19 protein-coding genes, 1 tRNA gene and 1 other RNA gene are annotated in these 24,197 nt (G+C 70.8%); 9 read left to right on the top strand and 12 right to left on the bottom strand.

Going from position 1 to position 24,197, the window contains the following annotated elements:
- Positions 1-55: 55 nt before the first annotated feature.
- On the top strand, positions 56-550 hold the full coding sequence (locus AC4D2F_RS14980; RefSeq protein ID WP_104167118.1) for a hypothetical protein: 495 nt from the start codon (positions 56-58) through the stop codon (positions 548-550).
- Between the two features lie 49 nt (positions 551-599).
- Here the strand turns inward: AC4D2F_RS14980 and AC4D2F_RS14975 are convergent, their stop codons facing one another.
- Both AC4D2F_RS14975 and AC4D2F_RS14970 read right to left on the bottom strand, forming a co-directional pair.
- Positions 600-1,226 (bottom strand): SSI family serine proteinase inhibitor, encoded by a 627-nt coding sequence (locus AC4D2F_RS14975; RefSeq protein ID WP_490911262.1) that lies wholly within the window; start codon positions 1,224-1,226, stop codon positions 600-602.
- 84 nt (positions 1,227-1,310) lie between these two features.
- The gene (locus AC4D2F_RS14970; protein WP_104167114.1) at positions 1,311-2,195 is read right to left on the bottom strand and encodes a 3-methyladenine DNA glycosylase; all 885 of its coding nucleotides are present in this window, start codon (positions 2,193-2,195) and stop codon (positions 1,311-1,313) included.
- Between the two features lie 219 nt (positions 2,196-2,414).
- Between AC4D2F_RS14970 and AC4D2F_RS14965 the strand changes: the two genes are divergently transcribed.
- A complete protein-coding gene (locus AC4D2F_RS14965) occupies positions 2,415-5,480 on the top strand; it encodes a S8 family peptidase (protein WP_490911260.1) in 3,066 nt (1,021 codons plus the stop codon).
- 188 nt (positions 5,481-5,668) lie between these two features.
- Here AC4D2F_RS14965 and AC4D2F_RS14960 read toward each other — a convergent pair whose 3' ends face one another.
- Positions 5,669-6,958 carry an aspartate kinase gene (locus tag AC4D2F_RS14960; protein WP_104167110.1) on the bottom strand — a complete coding sequence of 430 codons (1,290 nt, stop codon included), beginning with the start codon at positions 6,956-6,958 and terminating at the stop codon, positions 5,669-5,671.
- 232 nt (positions 6,959-7,190) lie between these two features.
- Between AC4D2F_RS14960 and AC4D2F_RS14955 the strand changes: the two genes are divergently transcribed.
- Entirely contained in the window at positions 7,191-8,123 is a 933-nt protein-coding gene (locus AC4D2F_RS14955; protein WP_490911258.1) for an ABC transporter ATP-binding protein, read from the top strand.
- Positions 8,120-9,259: an ABC transporter permease gene (locus tag AC4D2F_RS14950; protein ID WP_490911256.1), complete on the top strand. Its 1,140-nt coding sequence runs from the start codon at positions 8,120-8,122 to the stop codon at positions 9,257-9,259. The genes AC4D2F_RS14955 and AC4D2F_RS14950 overlap by 4 nt, the downstream gene beginning before the upstream one ends.
- 24 nt (positions 9,260-9,283) lie before the next feature.
- Here the strand turns inward: AC4D2F_RS14950 and recR are convergent, their stop codons facing one another.
- The 4 genes from recR to ffs form a co-directional block, all read right to left on the bottom strand.
- Positions 9,284-9,880: a recombination mediator RecR gene (gene recR / locus AC4D2F_RS14945; protein ID WP_104167104.1), complete on the bottom strand. Its 597-nt coding sequence runs from the start codon at positions 9,878-9,880 to the stop codon at positions 9,284-9,286.
- A 192-nt stretch (positions 9,881-10,072) separates the two neighbouring features.
- Positions 10,073-13,768 carry a DNA polymerase III subunit gamma and tau gene (locus AC4D2F_RS14940; protein ID WP_490911254.1) on the bottom strand — a complete coding sequence of 1,232 codons (3,696 nt, stop codon included), beginning with the start codon at positions 13,766-13,768 and terminating at the stop codon, positions 10,073-10,075.
- Positions 13,765-14,712, bottom strand: a complete 948-nt coding sequence (gene gluQRS / locus AC4D2F_RS14935) for a tRNA glutamyl-Q(34) synthetase GluQRS (protein ID WP_490911252.1) — start codon at positions 14,710-14,712, stop codon at positions 13,765-13,767. The genes AC4D2F_RS14940 and gluQRS overlap by 4 nt, the downstream gene beginning before the upstream one ends.
- Positions 14,713-14,751: 39 nt before the next feature.
- Positions 14,752-14,847: signal recognition particle sRNA small type (gene ffs, locus AC4D2F_RS14930), an RNA gene on the bottom strand.
- A gap of 136 nt (positions 14,848-14,983) precedes the next feature.
- On the opposite strand from ffs, the gene AC4D2F_RS14925 reads away from it, so the two are divergent.
- Positions 14,984-15,068 (top strand) — tRNA-Ser (locus tag AC4D2F_RS14925).
- A gap of 139 nt (positions 15,069-15,207) precedes the next feature.
- Here the strand turns inward: AC4D2F_RS14925 and AC4D2F_RS14920 are convergent.
- Positions 15,208-16,455 carry a glycosyltransferase gene (locus AC4D2F_RS14920; RefSeq protein WP_490911250.1) on the bottom strand — a complete coding sequence of 416 codons (1,248 nt, stop codon included), beginning with the start codon at positions 16,453-16,455 and terminating at the stop codon, positions 15,208-15,210.
- Between the two features lie 66 nt (positions 16,456-16,521).
- Positions 16,522-17,424 carry an oxygenase MpaB family protein gene (locus tag AC4D2F_RS14915; protein WP_490911248.1) on the bottom strand — a complete coding sequence of 301 codons (903 nt, stop codon included), beginning with the start codon at positions 17,422-17,424 and terminating at the stop codon, positions 16,522-16,524.
- A 154-nt stretch (positions 17,425-17,578) separates the two neighbouring features.
- Here AC4D2F_RS14915 and AC4D2F_RS14910 point away from each other — a divergent pair, with 154 nt between their 5' ends.
- Positions 17,579-18,082, top strand: coding sequence for a glutathione peroxidase (locus AC4D2F_RS14910; protein ID WP_104167094.1), 504 nt, complete (start codon positions 17,579-17,581; stop codon positions 18,080-18,082).
- Between the two features lie 31 nt (positions 18,083-18,113).
- On the opposite strand, the gene AC4D2F_RS14905 is transcribed toward AC4D2F_RS14910, so the two are convergent.
- Positions 18,114-19,034 carry a Cof-type HAD-IIB family hydrolase gene (locus tag AC4D2F_RS14905; RefSeq protein WP_258069817.1) on the bottom strand — a complete coding sequence of 307 codons (921 nt, stop codon included), beginning with the start codon at positions 19,032-19,034 and terminating at the stop codon, positions 18,114-18,116.
- An 88-nt stretch (positions 19,035-19,122) separates the two neighbouring features.
- On the opposite strand from AC4D2F_RS14905, the gene AC4D2F_RS14900 reads away from it, so the two are divergent.
- The 3 genes from AC4D2F_RS14900 (at position 19,123) to AC4D2F_RS14890 (ending at position 21,090) form a co-directional block, all read left to right on the top strand.
- Positions 19,123-20,049, top strand: a complete 927-nt coding sequence (locus tag AC4D2F_RS14900; protein ID WP_490911246.1) for a ribokinase — start codon at positions 19,123-19,125, stop codon at positions 20,047-20,049.
- 74 nt (positions 20,050-20,123) lie between these two features.
- Entirely contained in the window at positions 20,124-20,423 is a 300-nt protein-coding gene (locus AC4D2F_RS14895; protein ID WP_104167080.1) for a type II toxin-antitoxin system VapB family antitoxin, read from the top strand.
- Positions 20,416-21,090: a LytR C-terminal domain-containing protein gene (locus tag AC4D2F_RS14890; protein ID WP_181033596.1), complete on the top strand. Its 675-nt coding sequence runs from the start codon at positions 20,416-20,418 to the stop codon at positions 21,088-21,090. Before AC4D2F_RS14895 ends, AC4D2F_RS14890 begins: the two co-directional genes overlap by 8 nt.
- 61 nt (positions 21,091-21,151) lie before the next feature.
- Here AC4D2F_RS14890 and aceB read toward each other — a convergent pair whose 3' ends face one another.
- Both aceB and aceA read right to left on the bottom strand, forming a co-directional pair.
- Positions 21,152-22,780: a malate synthase A gene (aceB, locus tag AC4D2F_RS14885; protein WP_490911243.1), complete on the bottom strand. Its 1,629-nt coding sequence runs from the start codon at positions 22,778-22,780 to the stop codon at positions 21,152-21,154.
- A gap of 42 nt (positions 22,781-22,822) precedes the next feature.
- Positions 22,823-24,157, bottom strand: coding sequence for an isocitrate lyase (aceA, locus tag AC4D2F_RS14880; RefSeq protein WP_490911241.1), 1,335 nt, complete (start codon positions 24,155-24,157; stop codon positions 22,823-22,825).
- Positions 24,158-24,197: the final 40 nt, after the last annotated feature.

Raw genomic sequence — 24,197 nt, 5'->3', positions numbered from 1 at the left:
CTTTCGGTGCGCGCCTGTTCGGCCCCCAGCGCTCCGGTCCCGTAGGATGCCCGTCATGGCGGAGTCCCTCGAGGCGTGGACCGACTTCAACGTCGCCATGGTCGGGGCGACCGCGGCGCTCGCCGGCCTGCTGATCGTGGCGATGTCGGTCAACATCTCCGCGATCGTGGCGTCGCCGGCACTGCCGGCCCGCGCCGCCGCCTCGATCGGCACCCTCACTCTTGCAATCGTGGTCGGCGCGATCGGACTCGTTCCCGGTCAGACCGCCTGGGCCCACGGCCTCGAGGTCCTCGCCGCACTGGTGGTCGTGCTCGCTCTCGAGGTGCACGCCGTCCGCCTCGTCGCCGCCGAGAGCGGCCGGAAGCCTTCGGAGCGCGCCGGAAAGATCGTTGCAGGGGCGCTTCCCCTCGGCCCCTTCGCGGTCGGCGCCGTCCTCCTGCTCCTCGGCGCGCCCGCGACCGGTCTCGCCTGGCTCGCTGCCGGATGCGTCCTCGCGATCGTCGGAGGCATCCTGTTCTCCTGGGTCGCCCTCGTCGAGGTGCTGCGCTGAGGTTGCCCGGTCCGGCGGGCGGCCGATCCCGTCGCAGCGTCCGCCGGCTCTACTGCGCCCCGGGCGCGCCCAGGAGATCCGTCAGACTGTTCCAGCGCGAGATCTCGCAGCCGTCCGTCAACGCGAAGGATCCCACCACCGGGGTCCCGTCGATCTCCCCGGTGATGCTCGCCGTCTGCGGACCCGCGTACTGCTGGGTGCAGAGCACGTCCTTGTTCGGGCGAGCCGTGAAGAACGCGGCGCCGATCCGCGTGAGGGTCGCGCACGCGGCGTCGGCGTTGGGATGGGTGGAGGCCGGCCCGGGGACGCCGTCGACGCACTCGAGCACGTACTGGACGGGGTCCGAGGAGGCATCCTGCCGGACGGAGATGGTCAGCAGGGCGTTCGTCGAGGCCGCCGGCGGAGTCGCCGGCGCCGGTGGAGCGGACACCGGTGGAGCGGACGCCGGTGGAGCGGAGCCCGCGCCGGAGGGCGCCGGGCCGGGGGTGGCGCTGTCGTCCGGCGCGGGCGAGGGGGTGGGGGACTGCACGGAGGTCTCCTGTCCATCGGGTTCGTCTGGCGGGCCGCTCTCGCTACAGGCGGAGAGGGCGAGGGTGAGCGCCACGAGCGGAACCAGGGCACGCCGGGCGGCCCTGCGTGCACGGCCCGCTGCAGGCCTCGGATCGGTGCTGGTCATGGCGTCCCCTTCGGCTGGCTCCCCAGCGTAACGGCTGGCGATAGAACAACGCGGGACGACGGCGAGGTGTCCCGGGCGGCGCGGCTAGGGAGCATCCAGCGCGTCGTCGAGCAATCCGAGGAGCCGCGCCCGGAGCGCCTGCGACTCCTCGGCGAAGCTGCGCTGCAGCCGGACGTACTCCGCCTTGCCCTCGGCCGTCTCGATCGCGATCGGCGTGTAGCCCCAGTCCGCGAGGTCGTACGGGGAGGCCCGCATGTCCATGGTCCGGATCCGCCAGGACAGTTCGAAGCAGTCCATGACGATCTCGCTGGGCAGCAGCGGCGTGAGCTTGTACGCCCATTTGTACAGGTCCATGTTGGCGTGGAGGCAGCCCGGTTGTTCGAGGTCCCGCTGCGTCCGGCGCGTGGGCGTGAGCTCGTTCAGGGGCACCGCCTCCGGGGTGTAGAAACGGAAGGCGTCGAAGTGGGTGCAGCGGATCCGCGCGGAGTCGACGACGCCGTCGGTGCCGTCCGCCCCGAGGCGCAGTTGCAGGTATTCGTGGCGGACGCCGTTGACTGCAGACCGGTATGCCATCGCCCACTCGTGGAGCCCGAAGCAACCGAACTGCGCGGGTCGCGCCGCGGTCCGGGCGAGGATCAACCGGGCGAAGTCGACGGCGTCGCGCCGCTCGACCGCGAAGCGCTGCGCGTCGACCCGGACCCCGTCGTCGACGGCGGCGTAGTACTTCCAGCCGGTGCGCTCCGCAGCGGCCGGTCCCGCCAGCACGACGGCGGCCCCCGGGTGCCAGCGCATGAGCTGGCCCGGCTTCTGCGTGTAGTAGGTGAAGAGGAAGTCCTCCACCGGATGTTTGGCCCCACGCGACCGCCGCTCCAGGTAGGGCTCCGCGAAGCGGGCCACCCGCTCGTGGTGCCGCCGTTCGCGGTCCTGCCATTCCGCCTGCGCGAGACGGGTCAGGAGGTCAGCGGGCATTCTCCTATTATCACCTGTTCGCCTCCTGGTAAATATCCTGTGTGAATTCTGGGAAACACGGCCGAAGGTCACTGTTCAGGGTGTGTTGCCTCGGGTAAGTTTGTGCTCGCTGTGGCGTCTGTGAGCGTCATCACAGGGGTGGGGTCCCATACGGGAGACCACGGCATCGGGGGAACGGCTTCGGCCGGCCCGTACTTTCACGAGAGGCACTACCTTCCTATGACACAACGGAGAATAGCCGGGCAGGGGCGCACCAGCATGCGCGCCGCCGCGGCGATCGTTCTGGGTCTGCCGCTACTGGTCTCATCAACGGCGGTGGCGCCGGTTGCCTTCGCAGCGCCGGCTCCGGCGACGTCAGTGACGCCGCAGAAGGCGCCCGCCAAGAATCTGGATCCGGCGCAGTACCCGGCCGGCAAGTACATCGTGGTACTCGCCGACAAGCCGATCGCCACCTACACGGGCGGCGTGCAGGGCATCGCCCCGACGAAGCCGCAGCCGGGCAAGAAGCTCGACGCCCAGGCGCCGAACGTCCAGCAGTACTCGAAGTTCCTCGAGACCAAGCAGCAGGAGGTCGCCACCGCGGAGAGCGTCGAGATCGACCGCACCTACACGGCGGCCATCAACGGCTTCGCGGCGGATCTCAGCGCCGACCAGGCCATCGAGCTCGCCAAGAGCGACAAGGTCCTCATGGTCGCACCGGACGTGGAGAACGCCCCGGACTACTCCACCATCGACTTCCTCGGTCTCAACGGCAACAAGGGAGCCTGGAAGACCCAGTTCGGCGGCGAGAAGAACGCGGGCAAGGGAACGGTCGTCGGCGTCATCGACACCGGCTACGCCCCCGACAACCCCTTCTTCGCCGGTAAGCCCGTCAAGCCGCTCCCCGGCAACTCCAAGCCCAAGGTGGGTGAGCCCTACCGCGACGCCGACGGCAGGATCGCCATGCTGAAGGCCGACGGGAGCACGTTCGTCGGTGACTGCGAGGTCGGCCAGGGCTTCGACGGCAGCCTCTGCAACTCGAAGGTCGTCTCCGCGCAGTACTTCGACGAGGCCTTCATCGCGAGCGTGCCCGCCGCGAACCGCGCGCCCGAGGAAGTCCTCTCCCCGGTGGACATCGACAACCACGGCACGCACACGGCGAGCACCGCCGCGGGCAACGCAGGCGTCACCCAGACCGTCGACGGCCGGAACTTCGGTGTCTCCTCCGGGGTCGCCCCCGAGGCGAAGATCTCCGTCTACAAGACCTGCTGGGAGGACACCGACCCCAACACGGGCGGCTGCTACTCCTCGGCATCGGTCGACGCCATCAACCAGGCCATCCTCGACGGCGTGGACGTGCTGAACTACTCGATCTCGGGCAGCACGACGACGACGACGGACCCCGTGTCCCTCGCCTTCCTCTCGGCCACCTCGGCGGGCATCTTCGTCGCCGCGTCCGCCGGCAACTCCGGCCCCACCGCCAGCACCGTGAACCACGGCGCCCCGTGGATGACCACGGTCGCCGCGAGCACCTTCAACTACGAGCTGCAGGGCACCGCCGAATTCTCGGACGGCACCAAGTACCGCGGCGCGTCGATCATGCGCGCCGGTGTGCCCGCCACCCCGGTCGTCCTCGCGGTGAACGCGGCGGCGGCAGGCGCGGCGAGCCCTAACCTGTGCGGCCCCAACACCCTGGACCCGGCGAAGGTCGCCGGCAAGATCGTGGTCTGTGACCGCGGCGTCGTCGACCGCACCGCGAAGAGTGCCGAGGTGCTCCGTACCGGAGGCGTGGGCATGATCCTCGTCAACCTCGTCGATTCCTCGACGGACACCGATCAGCACGTGGTGCCGACGGTCCACGTCAACGCGCCCGAGGCCCTCGAGCTCAAGGCGAAGGTCGCGGCCAACCCGTCGATCACCGTCGCCCTGCAGCCCACGGACACCACGGGCAAGCCCCTGCCTCCCACACCGCAGATCGCAGGCTTCTCCTCGCGCGGCCCCCTGCTGGCCACCGGGTCCGACCTGCTGAAGCCGGACATCACGGCTCCGGGCGTCGCCGTCCTCGCGGGCGTCTCCACGGTCGGTTCCAAGGGGGCGCAGTTCGGGTTCCTCTCCGGAACCTCGATGGCCTCGCCTCACGTCGCGGGCTTCGCCGCGCTGGTCCTCGGCAAGAACCCCGCCTGGTCCCCGGCCACCGTGAAGTCGGCGATGATGACCACCGCCTACCCACTGAAGACCGCCACGGGCGGCGTCGAGACCGACGTCCTCGCGGTGGGCGCCGGCCACATCAACCCGGCAACCGTACTCAGCCCCGGACTGGTCTACGACCAGACCGTGGAGGACTACCTCAGCTTCATCGCGGGCACCGGCGTCGAGCTCGGCATAACCGGTGTCAAGCCGGTCGCCACGAAGGACACCAACGTGCCGTCCTTCGGGCTCGGCAACCTGACGGGACGCATCGAGGTCACCCGCACGGTCACGGCCGTCACCCCCGGCCTCTACCGTGCGACCGCGAACGTCCCCGGAGTCAAGGTCACCGTCACGCCGTCGGTCCTGAACTTCAGTGCACCCGGCGAGAAGCGCACCTTCAAGGTCACCTTCGAGAACGAGAGCGCGCCGTTCGGCAAGTTCGCAGCCGGGTCCCTGACCTGGTCCGGCCAGGGCAAGACCGTCACCTCCCCGGTGGCCGTCCGCCCGCAGGCCGTCAAGGCTCCGGCCGAGGCAGCCTTCACCTCCGCGGGTCCTGACGGCAGCGGCACCTTCGACGTCACCTCGGGCACCAACACCCCGATCCAGATGACGCTCCAGGGCCTCGCCAAGGCGGACTCGACGGCGATCAACCTGGTCCCCGGTGGCCTGGCCAACGCGAACAACGCCTCAAACGCCGTCAAGGACGTCACCGTCCCCGCAGGCGCCCCGATCGCGAGGTTCTCGGTCCTCTCGAGTGACCCGACCGCCGACTTCGACATGTTCCTGATCACGCCGGCAGGCACCGTCACCCAGGTGGCGACCGCGGATGCCAGCGAGACGATCACGCTCGAGAAGCCGGCACCCGGCAAGTACCGGATCATCGCCAACCTGTACGGCAGCACGGACAACCGGCCGACCGCAGGCACCATCGATGCGGCGGTCCTCAGCGGCACGGAGAACAATGCGACGCTGACCCCGAACCCGCTCGCCCTGGCGAACGGCAGCACGGGTGCCGTCACGCTCACCTGGACCGGCCTCGCCGCCGGCTCCTACGTGGGCCGCGTGACCTACGCCGGATCCTCGGCGGTGACCTACGTGACGGTCGTCGTGAAGTAACACCCCAGCTGAATGACAGGCAGAAGGCCGGTGGATCCCTGATCCACCGGCCTTCTCCATGTCCGTGTCCGGTCGTCGTCATCCCACTCCACGGGACCGCGGGGTGGGAGGGTTCGAACAGTCCCGCTTCACGGCCGCGGCCGATGGGACGAAGGTCGTCAGGTGACGCAGGGGCCCCGACGAAGCGGCTAGCGGCCCGTCCCCGCGTACACCGTCGCGGTGGCATCGCCGTCGAGCTCGAACGCGGCGTGCACGGCACGTACCGCGGTATCGAGCAGGTCCGCGCCCGTGACCACCGAGATGCGGATCTCCGACGTCGAGATCATGTCGATGTTTACGCCGGCGTCGGACAGGGCGCGGAAGAAACGGTAGGAGACGCCGGGGTTCGAACGCATGCCCGCGCCGATCAGCGAGAGCTTCCCGATCTTCTCGTTGTAGTCCACCGATTCGAAGCCGACGCGGTCCTGCGCGGCGCCGAGCGCGGCGAGCGCCTCGGCGCCGTCGACGATCGGGAGCGTGAAGGAGATGTCCGTGCGGCCGGACCCGTGCGTCGAGACGTTCTGCACGATCATGTCGATGTTCGTGTTGGCGCCGGCGACGATCCCGAAGATCTCGGCTGCCTTGCCGGGGATGTCGGGTACGCCGACGACCGTGACCTTCGCTTCGGAGCGGTCGTGCGCGACGCCGGAGATGATGGGCTGTTCCAAGGGTTCTCCCTCTTGAATCTTGATCTGGTCATCGGGGCTGGGCAGCACCCAGGTGCCCTCGTTGTGGCTGAAGGAGGAGCGGACGTGCAGGGGGACGCCGAAGCGGCGCGCGTACTCGACGCAGCGCAGGTGCAGGATCTTCGCTCCTGACGCCGCCATCTCGAGCATCTCCTCGCTCGAGATCGTGTCGATCTTCTGCGCCGAGGCGACCACCCGGGGGTCGGCGGTGTAGACGCCGTCGACGTCGGTGTAGATCTCGCAGACGTCCGCGCCCAGCGCGGCGGCGAGGGCGACGGCGGTGGTGTCCGATCCGCCACGGCCGAGGGTCGTGATGTCGTTGCTGTCGCGGCTCATGCCCTGGAAACCGGCGACGATGGCGATATCGCCTTTCTCGATGGCCGTCCGGATGCGGTGCGGGGAGACGTCGATGATCCGCGCCTTGCCGTGGATGGCGTCCGTGATCATGCCCGCCTGGCTGCCGGTGAAGGACTGCGCGGAGGCGCCGGCCGCGTGGATCGCCATCGCCAGGAGGGCCATGGAGATGCGCTCGCCCGCGCTCAGGAGCATGTCCATCTCCCGGGCGTCCGACGCCGTCGGGCTCACCTGCCCGGCGAGGTCCAGCAGTTCGTCCGTGCTGTCGCCCATCGCGGAGACGACGACGACCACCTCATGGCCTGCTGCCTGGGTGTCGACGACCCGCCGCGCGACGCGCTTGATGCCTTCGGCGTCGGCCACCGACGATCCGCCGAATTTCTGGACTATGAGGCTCATGCACTCGCTCACTGACGAAGGAGGACGGCGGCGTCAGCCGGCCGTGCTTGCTGTGACGGGCGGCAGCGTCGGCGCCTGAGGGAGCGGGGGATCGGGATCCTACGCCCGTGCCAGTGTAGCGGCGGGGGAATCGTCCGCTCAAAGTCGGGGTCCGAATAAGAACCTGCGGGCGCCCCACGATTCCCTTGCCGAACTCCGGCCCAAATGCTCGCGCGTCGCCTAATCTCGGAGCATGACCAACGAATCTGGGGGAATCGTCGTCGAGGGGGTGGCACGGAGCTTCGGCTCGGTGCAGGCCGTCCGCGATATCGATTTCGAGGCTCCGCCCGGGGAAGTGACCGCTCTGATCGGTCCCAACGGCTCCGGCAAGACGACCCTGCTGCTGATGATGGCGAGCCTGCTGGCTCCCGATCTCGGCACCATCCGGGTGGCGGGCTTCGACCCCGTCACGCAGCCCAGGGAGGTGCGGAGCAGGGTCGGCTGGATGCCGGACACCCTGGGCGCGTGGGAATCGCTGACCGCCCACGAGGTGCTGACGACGATCGGCGCGCTTTACCGGATGAGCTCCGCGGAGCGGACGCGGCGGGCCGACGAACTGCTGGCGGCTGTGAAGCTCACCGACTTCGGCCACCAGCCGGCCCGTGTCCTCTCCCGCGGTCAGCAGCAGCGGCTCAGTCTGGCCCGCGCCCTGATCCACGACCCGCAGGTCCTGCTGCTGGACGAGCCGGCGTCGGGCCTCGATCCCGGCTCGCGGGTGGACCTGCGGTCGCTCCTGCGCTCGCTCGCCGCCGAGGGCAGGACCGTCGTGGTCTCGAGCCACGTCCTGTCGGAACTCGACGAGATCGCCGACCGTGCCGTCTTCGTGAGCCGGGGGCAGTCGGTGAAGAGCCAGACGCTCGACGAGGCCGGCGGCCAGATCCGCCGCTACTACATTCAGGCCGAGCCGATGACAGCCCTCGCCGCAGCCCTGGAGAGCCACGGCGTGCGCTTCGAGACGCGCCGCGACTCGCGGCGCGAGGAGTTCCTCGTCCAGCTCGGCAGCACCGCAGAGGCCTCCTGGCTGCTGCGCACCCTGGTGATGGCCGACGTCGTCGTCACCGCCTTCGCACCCGCCGGCGGTGCGCTCGAAGAAACCTACATGAGCCTCGATACGGACAGACGATGAGCACAGCGACCGAACCCTCGACCCCCCACCCCGTCCGTTCCTCCACCTCCCTGCCGTTCCGGACAGCGGTCCGCACGGTGTTCACCCTCGAGATGAAGCAGCGACTCCGGGGCAGGGGCTGGTACTGGATGCTCGGCACCTGGTTCGTGGTGATCGGCTTCATCTTCGTCCTCGCCCTCGGGGTGATCGGGGCCACCGACAACGAGGGCGGGATTCTCTTCGACCTGATCGTCGGCTTCGTCCTCTTCTTCGGGCTCCTCGTCTCCCCGGGCCTCTCGGCGAACGCCATCAACGGTGACCGCGCGGGCGGCACCCTCGCGATCCTCCAGGTCACGCTGCTCACGCCGGGGCAGCTGCTTGCGGGGAAATGGCTGGCCTCCTGGGTGGGGTCCCTCGCGTTCCTCGTCCTCAGCAGCCCTTTCATCTTCTGGGCGCTGACGCTCGGCGGCGTCAACGGCCAGGAGGCCGTGGTCTCGCTCCTGATGCTCGCCGTGCAGCTCGGCGTGGTCTGCGCGATCGGCGTGGGCGTCTCGGCGCTCGCCAACCGGCCCCTCTTCTCCATCGTCAGTACGTACATGCTGGTGGCGCTGCTGGCCGTCGGCACGGTGATCGTCTTCGGGCTGAGCACCATGCTGGTGATGGAGGAGCGGACGATGACGTCGTCCTACTACAACTACCCGGAGGCAAGCCTCGACAGCATGGGCGTCCCCGATCCGGGCGCCGAGCTGGAGTGCGTGACGCAGACCTACCGGTCGGAGGTACCCAACACGCAGTACATCACCTGGATCCTGGCCGCGAACCCGTTCGTGGTGGTGGCCGACGCCGTGCCCTACAGCGTCGAGGACCTGCCGGAGCAGGGCACGCCGAATCCCTACGGTCCCGCCGACGGCCCGTACTACACGCCGGGCGTCATGGAGACGATCAGCCAGGGGGTGCGGTCGGCGCAGGCCGGACCCGACACCGACCAGACCTGCGAGGAGGCAAGCCAGGCTCTTCGCCCGCTCCCGCAGGAGACACCGATCTGGCCTCTGGGGCTGGGGATCCAGCTGGTCCTGGCGACCGGGCTCCTGCTGGCCGCCCGCCGGAAGCTGACGATGCCGGCCGGGCGCCTCGCGCGGGGGACTCGCATCGCCTAGGTGGGTCCTGCAGGGCCGCTCGCGTCAGGACATGACGCGGCGGCCCTCGAAGGCCCGGCCGAGGGTCACCTCGTCCGCGTACTCGAGATCGCCGCCGACCGGGAGGCCGGACGCGAGGCGCGTGACGGGGATGCCGATGGTCTTGAGCATCCGCACCAGGTAGGTCGCCGTCGCTTCCCCCTCCAGGTTCGGATCGGTGGCGATGATGATCTCCTGGATCTGCGCGTCCGACAGGCGGGCGAGGAGTTCGCGGATGCGCAGCTGGTCGGGCCCGACGCCCGCGATGGGATTGATGGCGCCCCCCAGCACGTGGTACCTGCCGCGGAACGAGCGCGTGCGTTCGACGGCGATCACGTCCTTCGATTCCTCGACGACGCAGATCATCGTCGCGTCCCGGCGCGGATCACGGCAGATGGCGCACTGTTCCTGCTCGGCGACATTGCCGCAGATGGTGCAGAACTTCACGCGTTCCTTGACCGTGGTGATCGCCGTGACCAGGCGCTGCATGTCCTCGCCGTCCGCTTCCAGGATGTGGAACGCGAGGCGCTGGGCCGACTTCGGGCCCACCCCGGGCAGGCGTCCGAGCTCGTCGATAAGCTCCTGCACTGCGCCTTCGTACACGGTGTCCTCTTCTGCCTGTGGTGATGGTGCCGGTGTGCCGGTACCAGGGGCGTGGTGCGCCCTCCCCGCTGCGTCGGCGGGAAGAAGCGCACCCTCCATTGTCCGCCCTGCCGTGGGTGTGGAGCGCCCGCGGGGAGGCGGCGGTGTTACGCCCTGAGCGTGGGCGCGGGCGGTCCTGCTGCCGGGCGCGGCCTACTGTCCGTCGATGCTGCGTTCCTCGATGAGGCGCCCGTTGAGGATGCGCTCGATCGCGGTCCGTCCCACGAGTCCCGATTCCTCGATGGTCTCGTCGTCCGCGCTTGGCTCGTCCTCCACGAAGCGGAGATCGACCGCGCCCCGTGTGGCAGCTGCCTCCTCGGCGCGCTTGCGTTCTGCTTCGTCGAGCAGCTGCTGGTAGCGGCTGACCGGCTTCTGCCGGACGTCGCCGGCTGCGACCGGTCCGGGTCCACCGGGCACAGACGACGTGCCGGGTGCCGCCGTGTCGGGGGCGGACGACGGCGTCGGGGCAGCGGCAGCGGGGGCGGGCGCCGCGAATCTGGGCACGACCGGCGTCCTGGGCGGAGTGGGAGCCGTGATGCGTGCGGCGGGTGGCTGGTGTGCCGTCCCCGCTGCGGTGCCTCCCGCGCCGGGCGACGGCGTCCCGTCACCTCCGGCAGCCGGTGGCGCCGCTGCGCCCGGGGGGCTCCAGATGACGGATCGGGATGCCGTGGGTTCCGGGGCTGGACTCGCGGCCGCTCCTTCCGGTGCGGCGCGGGAGCCGGAGGCGTTTGGGTTCTGGGACATCGGGGCACGCTGGGAGCGCTGGGGGGCCGGACCTCGGCCGCCCGGGGTGTCGGGTGCGGGGAGAGTAGGCAGCTGAACGCCTCCGGCTCCGCGCGGTCCTGCGGTACGACGGTCGGAGGGATCCTCCGGGACGGAATCCCAGCCCGGACCGGGATCGTACGCGTCCTCGGGAGGTTCGACGAGGGCCCAGGAATCGTCCGACATGGACGGGTCCCAGGCACCGACGGTCTCCGCGCCGGCCGGAGCGGACGCTGCGCGTTCGGCCGGGCGGGTGCCACGGTCGGCGCCCGCGTCCGGCACCGGACCCCTCGGCCGGGCCGGCATCGTGGCGTCACCGGAGGCCCGGCGCGTTGCAGGTGCGGCAGCGGACGTCGCGGTGCTGGAGCGGTCGGGCTCCGCAGCGGGTGCCGGGCGGGTGTCGGAGGACTGCCGGGCCTGCGGCGCGGCCGGTGCAAGGTCCCGTTCCGGGTGGACGGCACCTTCGGCGTCCGCGGTCACTCCCGCGGTGTTCGTGCGGTTCGGAGTGGGCGCATCGCCCGATGGCCGCGGGGGCGTGGCCTCGGCGGTCCCGCCGTCCCGCGGTCCCGGGGTCGTGGACGACGACGGCGCAGGACCGCCGGCTCCGGTCCGCGGCACAGGGCCGGCGGGCGATGACGAAGCTCCCGGGTCCGCGTGCTGGGCGGACCCTGCGTCCGGAGACGGTCGAGCGTCATCCCGGGGGGCCGTCGGGTCGCTTTCGCGCGCCGACGCCGAGGAAGCGGGGCCCGGGCTGCTACCCGGGCCCGCCGTGCGGGCCGGTACTTTTGGGCCCGACTCACCCGACCCGCCGGCGTCGTGGACGGCTTCGATGGAGCAGGTGAGGCCGAGGACCTTGTGGATCGCCTGCTTCACGTTGTCCATGTGGGGTCCACGCTGGAACCCGATGGCGTTGCCCTGGTTCACGAAGGCGAGGACCAGCTGGTTGCCCTCGAACGACCGCGGCTTGGCCGAGACGTTCACGATGAGCCAGGTGGCGCGTTTGATGTGCGCGACCTCGTCCATGATCTCGGGCCAGGCCCGTCGGATCATCTCGACGTTGCCGCCGGACCCGGCGGGCTGCCCCTGCTGGCCCGGTTCGGGCTGCCGGGATCCCTGCTGCGGCTGTGCCGGACCGCCCGGAGTCTGTGCCGGCTGACCCGGGGACGGGGTCTGCTCCCGTGCCGCATGGGACTGCCGACCGGAATCGGCGCTCGGCTGCCGGCTCCCGTGGCCGGACGTTTGCGGGCCCTGAGCGGCAGGGCTCCGCGAACCGTCTTCGACGGAGGAGGCCTGCTCCGCGGGGACCGCCCCCGATGTGGCGCCCCGTGGGTCGGGCCTGCGCTCGTCGGCTGTCGGGTGCTCCTCGCGGTCGTCGGCGCTCACCGAGGGGTCCAGCGCCGAGGGGGCCGTCGCCGAGGTGTCCGCCGTCGTGACCCCTGGAGGCGGGGCCGCCCCGGTGGTTCCTGCTGCGCCGGCCGCGTCCGGAGAGCCTGCTGCCTCCCGCATGCCTGCGGTGGTCGGAGCGCCTGGTGTGCCTGGAGCGCCGGGTGTGCCTGACTCGCCGGGGGCGCCCGCCACGGGACGCGCCGGCGTCTTCGCATCGGAGCCCGGGTCGGCGAAGGCGGAGTCGGTGGAGACGCCCCAGTTGCCGCCCCAGTCGGGCGAGGAGTCCGCTGCCGGCGATTTCGCCTGCTGGTCACGTGCGGCGGCCGGGATCGCGGGGGACTGCGCGCCGGGAGCGGCGGCGGGCACTGCAGGAGCGGAAGGATCGGCGACCGGCAGCGACCAGCGGGCTGCGGCCTCCTCGGCCGTCCGGGGGACGCCGTCGAGCCGTGGACGCGGTGGTCTCGTCGGCTCGGCCGCAGCGACCGGAGTGGGTTCAGCAGCGGGTTCGCTGCCGCCGTCGGCAGCGGGCGTCCCGGCGGCGTACTCGAGGCGACGCTCGATGCGGTCCACCCGGGCGAGCGTACCGCGGACCGAGGCATCCGCCGCGGGGAGCAGCAGGCGTGCGCACAGCAGTTCGAGGTGCAGCCGCGGCGACGTGGCGCCGGTCATCTCGTTCAGGGCCGCATTGGTGACGTCGGCGGCGCGGGACAGCTCGCCGGCACCGAGCTGGTTCGCCTGCGTGCGCATGCGGTTCAGCTGGTCGTCGGGGACGCCGCGCAGGACGGACGCGGCACCCTCGGGGACCGCGTTGATGACGATCAGGTCGCGGAACCGCTCCAGCAGGTCCTCCACGAATCGCCGGGGGTCGTGCCCGGTCTGGATCACGCGGTCCACGGCGTTGAACACCGTTGCGGCGTCGCCGGCCGCCACGGAGTCGACGACGTCGTCGAGCAGGGTCGCATGCGTGTAGCCGAGGAGCGAGACGGCGAGCTCGTAGTCCAGCCCGGACTCGCTCGCGCCGGCCATGAGCTGGTCGAGCACGGACAGGGAGTCGCGGACGGAGCCGCCGCCGGCACGGACCACGAGCGAGAGGACTCCCGGCGCCACCGGCACGTTCTCCTGGCGGCACAGCAGCTCGAGGTAGGCCATGAGGGGTTCGGGCGGGACGAGCCGGAAGGGGTAGTGGTGCGTCCGCGAACGGATGGTGCCGATCACCTTGTCCGGCTCGGTGGTCGCGAAGATGAAGAGGATGTGCTCCGGCGGCTCCTCCACGATCTTCAGCAGTGCGTTGAAGCCCGCCGACGTGACCATGTGGGCCTCGTCGATGATGAAGATCTTGAACCGGTCACGGACGGGGGCGAAGGTGGCGCGCTCGCGGAGATCGCGTGCGTCGTCGACGCCACCGTGGCTCGCGGCGTCGATCTCGATGACGTCCAGGCTGCCCGAGCCGTTCCGGGCGAGTTCGACGCAGCTGTCGCAGACACCGCACGGTGTGGAGGTAGGGCCCTGCGCACAGTTCAGGCAGCGGGCGAGGATTCGCGCCGAGGTGGTCTTGCCGCATCCACGGGGCCCGGAGAACAGGTAGGCGTGGTTGATGCGGTCCTTGTCGATGGCCGCCATCAGGGGTTCGGTGACATGCTCCTGGCCGATGACGTCCGCGAAGGTCTCGGGACGGTAGCGGCGGTAGAGGGCTGTACTCACGGATGAACCTTATCGGTTGGTGCTGACGGTTTGCATGCCGGTCCGGCGGCGGCGGGGAACAGGACGGCGGGGTCGACCACCCACGGGTGGCGCGGCAGCCGCCCCGGATCGAACACGGCGAGGGCCGCGTCCGGACTCCCGCCGGGAAGACCGAGGGAGGCCAGGATCGTCTCCAGGACCTCGGCCGCGGACCAGCCCTGCAGGGCGAGGTCCTCCAGTGTCACAGCGCCGTCGCGCTTTGCCAAGCGGCGGCCCCCGGACGCCACCGCCAGGGGCACGTGCGCGTAGGTGGGTATCGGGAGGCCGAGCAGGGAGGCGAGGTAGGCCTGCCGCGGGGCCGATTCGAGGAGGTCCTCGCCCCGCACCACCTGGTCGATGCCCTGGTCGGCGTCGTCGACGACGAGGTTGTAGGCGATCACGCCGTCGTTCCTCCGCAGCACGACGTCGTCCACCGGAGCCGTGATGCGCCCGGCCAGCAGGTCCTCGACGGTCCAGCTGTCGACGGCGGAGCGCAGCCGCAGCGCCGGGCGGCGGCCGAGGCGCCGTCGGGCCCGCTCGTCCTCGCTGAGAGCGCGGCACGTGCCGGGGTAGAAGCCGGGCCGGCCGTGCGGGGCGCTCGCTGCTTCGGCGACGTCGCGCCGCGTGCAGAAGCACTCGTAGGCGAGGTCCCGGGCGATGAGCTGCTCCAGCGCCGCGGTGTACCGGGCGAGGCGCCCGCTCTGACGGAGGACCGGCTCGTCGGATGCGAGGCCCAGCGCCGCCAGTTCGGCGAGCTGCTCCGCCTCGGCGCCGGCGCGGACGCGGTCCAGGTCCTCCACCCGGATCAGGAACCGGCGTCCGGTGGAGCGGGCGAAGAGCCACGCGAGGACGGCCGTGCGGAGGTTGCCGACGTGGAGGCGGCCGGAAGGGCTCGGGGCGAAGCGGCCGGCGCCCGTGTCTGCCACCGTGGAACCTCCCGCTGCCCGCGTCCCTAAAGTCCTTAAAGTGAAGACCCCCCATGCACCTGCCAGAGCCCGCTTACCCTTGCTACCTTCCGGTCCTGGGGGAGTTCACAGGATGACACCACATGAGGGGCCGGGAAATAGTCTACACAGTGGATCGCGTGGCGTTCGAATCCGCGGAGCAGGGCGGGAGAAGCGCCACCGTCGCCCCGCGATATCCCGGCGATTCGGCGTGAGCCGGTTGTATGGGTATTCTGGTATCTGCTCCAAATGAGGAGGATTCGCCTAGCGGCCTATGGCGCACGCCTGGAACGCGTGTTGGGTTCACGCCCTCGGGGGTTCAAATCCCCCATCCTCCGCTTGTGGCTCGACAAGGAACACCCCGGTCTTCGGACCGGGGTGTTCCTTTCTGTCTGGGTGGGTGGTCGCGAACGGAGGCCACGGACCACCCCGCACCGGCGGGCTGCCGCGGTCCTACCGGTACCGTGCCGAACCGGCTCAAACGCTCGAGCGCGCGGGTCCCAGGTGTCCCTGGACGGCCCGCGCGGCAGCGGCGGGCCCGTCCTCGTCCGCATGGAGCAGGCGTTCCCGTTCGGCCGCAGCGCGGAAGGACCCGTCGGTGAGCAACCGCCGCACGGCGCCGGCGAGGTGCTCGGTGCCTGCATCCCGGGGCGACACCGCGATCGCGTTGCCCTGCCGCACGCACACCGCGACGTTCCAGGCCTGCTCCGGCTGCATGCCGATGCCGACGAACGGTACTCCCGTCGCGCACGCAGTCTGCACCGTGCCCTGTCCGCCGTGGAGTACCGCCGCGTCGATGAGCCCCCCGAGTCGGTGTGCGGGTAGCAGGTCGACGACGTGCACGTTCGTCGGCAACCCGGCCACATCGCCGGGCGTGAGGAAGTGGCGGATGGGGGCGACGACGTTGATCCCCAGTGCGCCCAGGGTGTGGGCTGCACGCAGCGCTGTCCTCCGGTTGCCCGAGGATCCGAGCGCCAGATAGACGAGTGGCCGGTCCAAATGGGCGAGCTCATGCACCAGCTGGGGAACCTCGCCCGGCAGTTCGGCGAAGATCGGACCCACCCTGATGTAGTTCGCCGGTAGGTGGTACCCCTCGAGTTCGGAGGCCATGACCGTCAGGAGGTTGACGTCGCCCTCGAACAGGTCCAACCCGGTGCGCAGGGGGCGCACCCCGTTCTCCCTGGCGACGATGCGGAAGGCGCGCGGGGCGATCGGCAACCGACCGTAGACGAGGCGGAGGGCTGCCGACGCGAGGCCGTCGGCCACCCCGCTGAGGCGACCAGCCCCGGTGACGAGACCGAGCCGCGGCGTCTGCTCCACGTGAGGTCGGGTGAGCGCGAAAGGGACGGCGTAGAACAGCGGCACCTCCTCGGCGCGCGCCGAGATCAGCGAGGTGACGTTCGTCCCCATCACCACGGCCTCGGCGCCGGTCTCACGGAGGAGCCGACGCTCGGCATCCACCCGGGCGCGGACGAGCCCGGGGGAGAACGGATGGCGGAGCGAACGCCCCTGGTCGAGGGCCAGGACCTGGCCCTGCTCGCGCCTCGACAGGACGGGGCCGAGGTGGCGCACCTCGAAACCGGCCGAGCGCACGAGGTGCACGTACGGGGATTCGTACACCTGGAACACGGCGTGACATGCGGGGCCGAGCGCCCGCGCGATCATGATCATGCGGGTCGTCTCGGCAAGATTGAAGGTCACAGGAGCGAAGAGCAGCGTTCGCATGCCTGGAGCCTAACGCCGGCGTCGGACCGGGTATACGGTCGTCGGGCGGCTCCATCTCCAGGCTGTCTAGACGGTTCCTGCCACGCGGCGGATGCGGTTCTTCGCGGCGGCCTCCGCGGGACCCTCCGGCCCCAGCCCCAGCCGGATCATCCCGAGGACCAGCCGTACCGCCGGCCGGATCGGCAGCGGGACGGGTCCGAGGGACGGCGCCCGCAGGCCGAGCATCTCGCGGTGGCGCGGCTCCAGCGTCGCCACCGCCCCCGCGAACAGGATCTGGTACCCGAGGCGCTGGGACCGGGGCAGGGGCGGACGCCGGATGTAGGTGAGCGCCTCCTGCACCTGTTCGCTGTTCCTGAGGTCGCCGTCGAACGCGGCGAGCTGCGCCCTGAGCCCGGCGGCGGACCGCGGTGGGTCCTCGAGGCCCATCAGTTCCCCGGCCTGTGCCCATTCCGCCACGTACTGGTCCACGCCGCCCGGGATGGCCCCGCCGTATTCGGAGTGCGCCGCCACGAAGGCGTCGGTGAACGCGAGGTGCACCCATCGGATCAGGTCCGGGTCCGCCGCCGAATACGGCTTCTCGACGCCCCGGCTGTCGGTGTACGTCCCGGACACCCGGGTGTGGAGGCGCTGGACGAACGCCGATCCCTCCCGGGCTGCGACCTTCGAACCGTACGTCACCGTGAAGATCCAGCGGATGGTGTTCGCCAGTCTCCCGAGCGGCTCCTCCCGGAAGCTCGAGTGGGCGTGCACGCCGGCCATCGCGCCCGGGTGCAGTGTCTGCAGGAGGAGCGCCCGGATGCCCGCCACCGTCGGTGTCATCGAACTGTGCACCGTCCACACGGCGGAGCCGATCGGGAAATACCCGACGTCGTCGCCCTTCTCGAACTCGAACTGCCACTGCGGGATGGCCGGATCACCGTCCGTGAAGGTCGTTCGGAGCTGCGTCTTCCACGTGTCGATGATTCCCATCGGGTGACCCGTTCTGTCGGTGTCCTGCGGCGGCCTCCGGGCCGCCGTTCCTTCCAACGTACCCACGGGCCGATTTGCTCCGTCCGCACGGTGGGCCATCCGTCGCGTGCGACGATACGAAGCACCAGCACCACCGAGTCCCCTGGGAGCAATCATGTCCTCGTCCGGCCTGTACGGCATCGACCTCACCATGAACGACGGCAGCACGAAGTCCTTCGGGGATTTCCGCGGCCACCCCGTCCTGGTGGTCAACGTCGCGTCGAAGTGCGGCTTCACCCCCCAGTACGCGGGCCTCGAGGCGCTGTACGGCCGCTACGCGGCCGAGGGCCTCGTGGTGCTCGGCATGCCCTGCAACCAGTTCATGGGACAGGAACCCGGGAACGACGGCGAGATCGCCGAGTTCTGCTCGAGGACCTTCGGCGTCACGTTCCCGCTGATGGCCAAGGGCGACGTCCGCGGGAAGGACCAGCACCCGCTCTACGGACAGCTGACGAGGTTCGGGACCGGGCTCCTGCCCGGCCTCGTGAAGTGGAACTTCGAGAAGTTCCTGGTGGGTCGCGACGGCGAGATCCTCGCGCGGTTCGCCCCGACGGTCGAGCCGGACGCGCCCGAGGTGATTGCCGCGATCGAGGACGCCCTGGCACGACCCGCCGCCTGACCCCGGGCTTCCCCGGGGTCGGCGCCGGGCCCTAGCCGAGGGAGGCGACGCAGCGCGCGAGGAAGGCGGCGCCCGCCTCCTCGTGGATGAGTGAGCCCTCGGTCAGGACCTCGTAGGGCTTCGGGGGCACGCCGTCGGCCGGGCGGACGTCGAGGTGCGCGACGTCGTACCCCTGCTCGTGGAGGTAGTCGGCCATGGCGTAGTCGGTGCGTGAATCGCCCACCGTCCGCCACGTGCGGGGCAGGTCCATGAGCGGCGCGACCAGGGTGAGGGCGCGCTCGGCCCCGAGGTCCTTGCCCACGCGGACGGACTCGATGTCGGTCGAGATGATGGTCGGGTCGACCCGGTACTCGATGTCCCCCCGGCTGTCCGGTTCCTCCCGGTCCAGCCTGCAGGCGCCCATGTCGTGGCTGTGCATGATGTCCAGAGCGTCGTCGTCGAAGGAACTCTGGCCCTCGAGGTAGTCGGCGTTCGCCGCGTCGAGGGACTGCTCCACCGAGACCATGGCGAGTTTCGTCTCGTCGAAGAACATGAGGTGGGAGTACTTCTCCTCGACGAGGTCCCGCACGTCGTCGGCGAAGCTCGTGGGCAGCGCGAGCCCGCGGTCGAGGAAGACCTCCCCGGCGCCGTCGGCAGTGAACGAGAACCAGGTGGCACCCTTCTCGCAGACGGCGTGGAAGGTCACCCCGGCCGGCAGACCCGCGGCGAGCATCGGCTCCATCACCTGCTCACGGATGAACGCGTCCGAGCGGCCCGTGTTGAACACCACGGGCCAGCCCGCCGCGGCGAGCGTGAGCAGGTCGGCGATGATCCCGGCGGGGACGGTCCGCGTGACAGGGCTGGCCACGGGCCCGTCGACGTCGAGCAGGAGCCCCTGGGCGGGCTGTCCCCGGCCGGGGGAGGGCAGGGCGGGGGCGGCGGGCAGCAGGTCGAGGGGGGCGTCCGTAGGCATGGGTCCATTATGTTCCGCCGCGCACGGTCCCTCCATCCGCGACCGGTCCGGGCGCGCCCGGACGGGATCGGCGTGACAGACTCGCGGCATGAGCACTCGGTCGGGAATCGTCGTCGTCGGGTCGATCAACGCGGACCTCGTGGTCGCCGCCGACCGGCACCCGCGGCCGGGCGAGACCGTGGCCGGCCGTTCGATGACGGTGCTGCCCGGCGGCAAGGGCGCCAACCAGGCGGTCGCCGCCGCCCTGCTGGGCGCCGAGGTCACCATGATCGGCGCCGTGGGGGACGACGCGTACGCGGATGTCGCCCTCTCCGTCCTCGCGACGGCGGGCGTCGACCTGTGGGCCGTCCGGCGGACCGGCGGTGCCACCGGCATCGCGGTCATCCAGGTGGCCGACGACGGCGAGAACACCATCGTGGTGCTGCCCGGAGCCAACGCCGCCATGACGCCCGAACTCGTCGAGGCCTCCGCCGACGCCATCCGGGATGCCGGCGTCGTGATCGTCCAGGGCGAATTGCCCGCGGACGCCACGGCTGCGGCCATCCGTCTCGCCGCCGGACGTGTGATCGTCAACCTGGCACCGGTCATCGCCGTCGACGGTCCCACGCTCCTCCGCGCGGACCCCCTGGTGGTCAACGAGCACGAGGGGGCCCTGGTCCTCGCGCGCTTCGGGCGTCAGGTGCCCGCGGATCACGGAGCCGTCGCCGGGTCCCTCCTCGCCCTCGGCTTCGCGTCGGTGGTGATGACGCTCGGCGGCGCCGGAGCCCTCGTCGCCACCAGCGGTGGCCTCCGCCGGGTGCCCGCCCCGCAGGTGGCCGCGGTCGACACGACGGGCGCCGGGGACGCCTTCGTCGGAGCGCTCGCGGCGCGGCTCGCGGCGGGTGGACCGTTGGACGACGCCGTCCGGTTCGCCGTGCGCGTCGGTTCCTCCTCGGTCCGGCGCCCGGGCGCGCAGCCCTCCTACCCGACGTCCACCGACGAGCTTCCCGCACTGCCGGCGGGTCCGGCGGCGTGACCGTCGAACCACGGGACGATCGCCTGCCCGACACGCGCGTTCCATTGGCCGAAGCAATTACTTACCCTAGAGATGTGATCTTCAAAGCAGTGAGTGACGGCCGGCCATACCCGGACCACGGATGCGTGACCCCCAAGGACTGGGCGGAAGTGCCTCCCCGGCAGGTGCGGCTCGATGAACTGGTGACCACCAAGACCACGCTCGACCTCGGGGCACTGCTCGCCGAGGACTCGACGTTCTTCGGTGATCTCTTCCCGCACGTGGTGCAGTGGAACGAGACGATGTACCTCGAGGACGGCCTGCACCGGGCCGTCCGGACGGCCCTGCACCAGCGGACCATCCTGCATGCGAGAGTCCTCGTGCTCGATGAGTGAGCAGGGCTCGCCGCGCCACCAGCGGGCGCAGGCCAGACGCGACCCGACCGAGTGGCACGGCCAGCGGATCGTGACCGAGACGGATCTCGGCGCCGTGTTCCCGGAGGACGACGCCGATCGCCGGCGGCGGGTGTCGATGCGCAGGATCCTCCATGGCGTCGTCCTCGTGCTCCTCCTGGGGCTCGTTATCGCCGCCGTGTACGTCGCCCTGGGTGTTGCGCGCGGAGACATCGGCACCGGCGCGCCCGAAGCGGTTCCCGAACCGACATCGACGTGCCCCGCCGGTCCGTTCGACTACCAGGACCCGAGCGCCATCACCGTCAACGTCTACAACAGCACGAGCATCGACGGACTCGCCGGCATCGCCGCGGAACAGCTCCGCGGCCGCTCCTTCGCGGTGCGGGACATCGCCAACAGGCCGGTCGACCGCACCGGGATGACGGCGATCATCGTCTCGGGCGAGGCCGGCCGCGCCAACGCCTTCACCCTGCAGCGCACCATCCCCGACTCGATCTACGTGGCCGACGAGCGCGAGGACCGGACGGTCGACGTCGTCCTCGGTTCCGGCTACGCGGGAGTCGTCCCGCCCGAGCGGATCGACGTCACGCCGGCCGGGCTGTCCTGTGCCCCGGAAGAAGGCCCCACGGCCGCACCCACGGCCCCGTAGGCCTGATCGCGGACGAAGGGACGGCGCCTGGACGCCGTCCCTCCCTGTTCCCTGCAAGGGGTCACGCGGCGGCGAGCGCCCGCTCGTCCCGCAGGTACTTCGAGTACGCGGTCACGGTCAGGAAGGCGGGGAACTGCGTGCCGAGGGCCACCTCCTCGAAGACCTCGCGGGCCTCGTCGAACCGGTCGCCGTCGAACCGCGTCAGGGCCGCGAACTCCTCGTCGAGCAGATCGGTGACCCGCTCCCGGGTGATCACCTCGCCGTCGTCCGTGAGCGCGCTCGTGTAGATCCACTGCCAGATCTGCGACCGCGAGATCTCGGCCGTCGCCGCGTCCTCCATCAGGTTGTTGATGGCGGCCGCGCCGTTGCCCCGCAGCCAGGACTCGATGTACCGCACCCCGACCTCGAGGTTCTCGCGGACGCCGCGCTCCGTGATGGTGCCCGGCGTCGCGGCGATGTCGAGCAGCGCGACGTCGTCCGGGCGGACGTCGTCGCGCAGGCGGTGAAGCTGGTTCGGGCGGTCACCGAAGGCCGCGTCGAAGACCTCCATCGCCACGGGCACGAGGTCGGGGTGCGCCACCCACGATCCGTCGAAGCCGTCGTCGGCCTCGCGGGTCTTGTCCGCCCGCACCTTCTCCAGGGCGAGGGCGTTGGCCTGCTCGTCGCGCCGGTGGGGGATGAACGCCGCCATGCCGCCGATCGCGTGGGCGCCACGACGGTGGCAGGCGCGGACGAGCTGCTCGGTGTAGGCGCGCATGAACGGTGCCGTCATGGTGACGGCGTTACGGTCCGGCAGGACGAAGCGCGGGCCGCGGGTGCGGAAGTTCTTGATGACGGAGAAGATGTAGTCCCACCGGCCGGCGTTGAGGCCCGCCGCGTGGTCCCGCAGTTCGTACAGGATCTCCTCCATCTCGAACGCCGCCGTGATGGTCTCGATCAGCACGGTGGCGCGGATGGTGCCCTGCGGGATGCCGAGCAGCTGCTGTGCCTGGACGAAGATGTCGTTCCACAGCCGCGCCTCGAGGTGGTTCTCGATCTTCGGGAGGTAGAAGTAGGGTCCGCGTCCCTGGTCGATCAGGGTGCGGGCGTTGTGGAAGAAGTAGAGGGCGAAGTCGAACAGGCCCCCCGCCACGGCGACGTCCTGGATGAGGACGTGCCTCTCGGGCAGGTGCCAGCCGCGGGGCCGGACGACGATCGTGGGCAGCGCGTCCGCCGGGCCCTCGACCCGGTACTCCTTGCCCTCGGGCGAGGTGAACCCGATCCGTCCCGCGAGGGCGTCCCGGAGGTTCAGCTGGCCGTTGATCACGTTGGACCACGACGGCGTCGAGGAGTCCTCCATGTCGGCGAGCCAGACCTTCGCGCCGGAGTTGAGGGCGTTGATGGTCATCTTGCGGTCCACGGGGCCGGTGATCTCCACGCGGCGGTCCTCGAGTCCCGGGGCCGTCGGGGCGACCCGCCACGACGCGTCCTCACGAATGTGCCGGGTCTCGGGCAGGAAGTGCGGGTCGGCGCCGGCCGCCACGGCCTTGCGCTGACCGCACCGGTGGTCGAGGAGCTCCTCGCGGCGCTTGTGGGTGGCCCGGTGCAGCGCCTTGACGAAGTCCAGTGCCTCGCGGGTCAGGATCTCGCCCTGGCGGCGGATGGGCGGCGCGGTGAGGGTGATGCCGTTCAGGGTGTAGGGGTCGTTCATGGTGTGCTCCTGGGAGGTCGGATGCCGATGCTGCGGGGAGGGTCAGTGGAACTGCTGCGTCTCGGTGGAGCCGGCGAGCGCGAGCGTGCTGCCGCCGGGGTTGAGAGCCGTGGCCACCTGGTCGAAGTAGCCGGTGCCGACCTCGCGCTGATGACGGGTGGCGGTGTAGCCGCGGGACTCGGCGGCGAACTCGCGCTCCTGCAGGTCCACGTAGGCGCTCATGCCGTTGCGGGCGTAGCCGTGGGCGAGGTCGAACATCGAGTAGTTGAGGGCGTGGAAGCCCGCGAGGGTGATGAACTGGAACGTGAACCCCATGGCGCCGAGCTCGCGCTGGAACGTGGCGATCGTGGCGTCGTCGAGGTGCTTGCGCCAGTTGAACGACGGCGAGCAGTTGTAGGCGAGCATCTGGTCCGGGAACTCCGCCTTGATCCCTTCGGCGAAGCGCCGCGCCAGGTCGAGGTCCGGGGTGCCGGTCTCCATCCAGAGCAGGTCCGCGTACGGCGCGTAGGCCCGGCCGCGGGCGATGCACGCCTCGAGGCCGTTGCGCACGTGGTAGAAGCCCTCGGGCGTGCGCTCACCGGTGACGAACGGCTGGTCCCGCTCGTCGACGTCGGACGTGATGAGCGTGGCGGCCTCGGCGTCGGTGCGGGCGACGATGACCGACGGCGTCCCCGCGACGTCGGCCGCGAGCCTCGCCGCGTTCAGGGTCCGCACGTGCTGCTGGGTGGGGATCAGGACCTTGCCGCCGAGGTGCCCGCACTTCTTCTCCGACGCGAGCTGGTCCTCCCAGTGGATGCCGGCGGCACCGGCCTGGATCATCGACTTCATGAGTTCGTAGGCGTTGAGCGGCCCGCCGAAGCCGGCCTCGGCATCGGCGACGATCGGCACGAGCCAGTCCTCGACGGTCGAGGTGCCCTCGGCCCATTCGATCTGGTCGGCGCGGAGCAGCGCGTTGTTGATGCGGCGGACGACGGTGGGCACGGAGTTCGCCGGGTACAGCGACTGGTCCGGGTAGGTCTGCCCGGCGTTGTTGGCGTCCGCAGCCACCTGCCAGCCGGAGAGGTAGATGGCGCGCAGTCCGGCCTTGACCTGCTGCACGGCCTGGTTGCCGGTGAGGGCGCCGAGGGCGTTGGTGTACCCGCCGGTGCGGGCCTCGTCGGTGAGCTGGCGCCACAGCTTCTCGGCGCCGCGCCGCGCGAGCGTGTGTTCCTCCTGGACGGTGCCGCGCAGGCGGACGACGTCGGCTGCCGAGTAGTCGCGCCGTACGCCTTCCCAGCGCGCATCGGCCGACCACTCGAGGTCCAGTTCCCGGGCGGCGTCCGCTGCCGGGCCCTGCAGCCCGGTGGAGGGATTCGAGGGGGAGGGTTCCTGCGTCATTGCTGTCTCCTTCGTGGGTGGCCGGCTGCCCCGGCGGGTG

The organism is Arthrobacter sp. TJ-263 (assembly GCF_058269155.1).
Note: the sequence above shows the minus strand (reverse complement) of the source record. Positions and strands in the feature narration are given on the sequence as shown.